The sequence below is a fragment of the Clostridium sp. AF21-20LB genome (assembly GCF_003478795.1).
In the GTDB taxonomy this organism is placed as follows: Bacteria; Bacillota; Clostridia; order Lachnospirales; family Lachnospiraceae; genus Otoolea; species Otoolea fessa.
Window position 1 is genome coordinate 1 of the sequence record NZ_QUGD01000052.1, and the last position, 2,114, is coordinate 2,114.

At 36.7% G+C, this 2,114-nt stretch carries 2 protein-coding genes and 1 pseudogene; all 3 read left to right on the forward strand.

All coding sequences use genetic code 11. The features are described from left to right. Positions 1-179 precede the first annotated feature (179 nt). Positions 180-425 (forward strand): annotated as a pseudogene (locus tag DWX76_RS13630) (FAD-dependent oxidoreductase); the annotation flags it as partial. Positions 426-534: 109 nt separating this feature from the next. Beyond that, positions 535-726 (forward strand): hypothetical protein, encoded by a 192-nt coding sequence (locus tag DWX76_RS15240; RefSeq protein WP_338126549.1) that lies wholly within the window; start codon positions 535-537, stop codon positions 724-726. Positions 727-955: 229 nt separating this feature from the next. Beyond that, a complete protein-coding gene (locus DWX76_RS13640; RefSeq protein WP_118570882.1) occupies positions 956-1,870 on the forward strand; it encodes a nucleotidyltransferase family protein in 915 nt (304 codons plus the stop codon). Positions 1,871-2,114: the final 244 nt, after the last annotated feature.

Consider the following 2,114-nt stretch of genomic DNA (forward strand, 5'->3'; position numbering starts at 1 on the left):
TTTTTGTAGCCTTTTTCTTTTTTATAAAAAGTATAAACTTAAGGAGGAAAGTATGGAGCACTATGATAAAATTATTATAGGTTCAGGATTGTATGGATTATATTCTGCATCAAGAATGTTTGAAGGCTTTTTGTAGCCTTTTTCTTTTTTATAAAAAGTATAAACTTAAGGAGGAAAGTATGGAGCACTATGATAAAATTATTATAGGTTCAGGATTGTATGGATTATATTCTGCACTATTTTGTGGAGAAAAGGGACAGAAGGTGTTGGTCCTTGAATGTGATCCTACACCATTTAGAAGAGCGACATACATAAATCAGGCAAGAGTTCATCAAGGGTATCATTATCCCAGATCAATATCTACAGCTATGAAATCAGCAGGATATTTTGAGAGATTCAATAAAGATTTTGATTTTTGCATCAATAATTTCATTGACAGCGAATTATAAATTTACAGATACGACAAATGCTTACAGGGCATACTCAGCACGTTATCTGAAGGATAACAGGGTTCAGCCGTTGAGAGATATTTTTATGACTTATGAGCTTTTGGCATATCTGTCTGTCAGAGCAACACAGATCGGCATGAAAGCTTGTGAAATTCCTGTTGCGAGAGTATATCCTAAAACAGGAAAGACTCCAACGAAAATAAGTTTTTTTAAGGGTAATAGTGAACTGATGAAAATCTTACTGAAAAATGCTTGTGGTGCCTATAACCCTAAATAGATAGTGAAAGCTATTGATAGAATCGTTGGTGTTAGAATATACAGCTTTTGGGATATTATGTGGGTGTTCTGAAAATGTTGGATGTGGATAAGCCGTGAAATGTGGCGAAGGGCAGGACATGGAATAGTTATTTATAAGATGGACGGTATAGCCTAATATGAAACGCGAAAAAATGCTTACGTTGTAGATGGCATTTGTTCTAAGTAAAATGTACTTTTAGGAGAAAAATATGAATACAACCCTAATCATCATGGCTGCTGGCATCGGTTCCCGCTTCGGAACCGGTATCAAGCAGCTTGCAAAGATGGCTCCCAATGGGGAGATTATTATGGATTTTTCGATTTACGATGCGAAAGCAGCTGGATTTACCAAAGTTGTTTTTGTGATTCGAAAAGCAATCGAAGCGGAATTTAAAGAAGTGATTGGAAATCGCTTATCGAAAGTTATGCCAGTAGAGTATGTCTATCAGGAATTGGAAAACTTGCCGGATGGATATGAAGTCCCTGTAGGGCGCGTGAAACCATGGGGAACTGGACAGGCAATTTTGGCTTGCAAGAGTGTGGTCAAAGAGCCATTTGTGATTATTAATGCAGATGATTATTATGGAAAAGAAGCATTTATAAAGCTTCATGATTTCTTGAGTTCCGAGAATGAGAATAAAGAGAAGATGAACCTTGCCATGGCTGGATTTTCTTTGAAGAACACGCTGAGTGAGAACGGAGCTGTAACTAGAGGTGTCTGTGTGGCAGATGAAAATGGATATCTGGAGAAAGTGATTGAGACAACGGGAATTCAGATAGTGGATGGAAAAATCCAGTGCGATAATGCGGAAGTCAGCAAATGGATCACACTGGATACGATGGTATCCATGAATATGTGGGCGGGATATCCGGACTTTTTGAAGTACATAGACGAAGGATTTACCAGATTCCTTGATACATTAGGAGAAAATCCGGAGAAAAAAGAATATCTTCTACCGAACATTGTAGCTGAATTGTTGGAAAAGAATTTGGCTTCTGTAAAAGTTCTGAATACATCGGATCGGTGGATTGGAATTACGTATAAGGAAGATATAGAACCGGCGCAGGAGAAGTTTCATCTTATGATAGAAGATGGTACATACCCGAAGGAGTTATGGAAGTAGTATGGTGGAAAAAGTAGATGTATATTCAGATAAGTCAAACGGTTCAAAAATATATGCGTTTGATTATTTACGTGTAATTGCACTGGTTATGATTTTATATGATCACTTGGGTGGTTATGATTTTATATGATCACTTGGGAGGCTTTTATAATCCTAATTGGATTGTAAAAAAAATAATAGATTTCTTTTTTGCAGTCCCGTTAGATATAATTCAAGATTTTGGCGCTTTTTGGTGTTTCATTAT

What these genes read in the sequence shown, in the direction of transcription:
- DWX76_RS15240 (WP_338126549.1), top strand. Translation starts at nt 535, where the DNA reads ATGACTTATGAGCTTTTGGCATATCTGTCTGTCAGAGCAACACAGATC.
- DWX76_RS13640 (WP_118570882.1), top strand. Translation starts at nt 956, where the DNA reads ATGAATACAACCCTAATCATCATGGCTGCTGGCATCGGTTCCCGCTTC.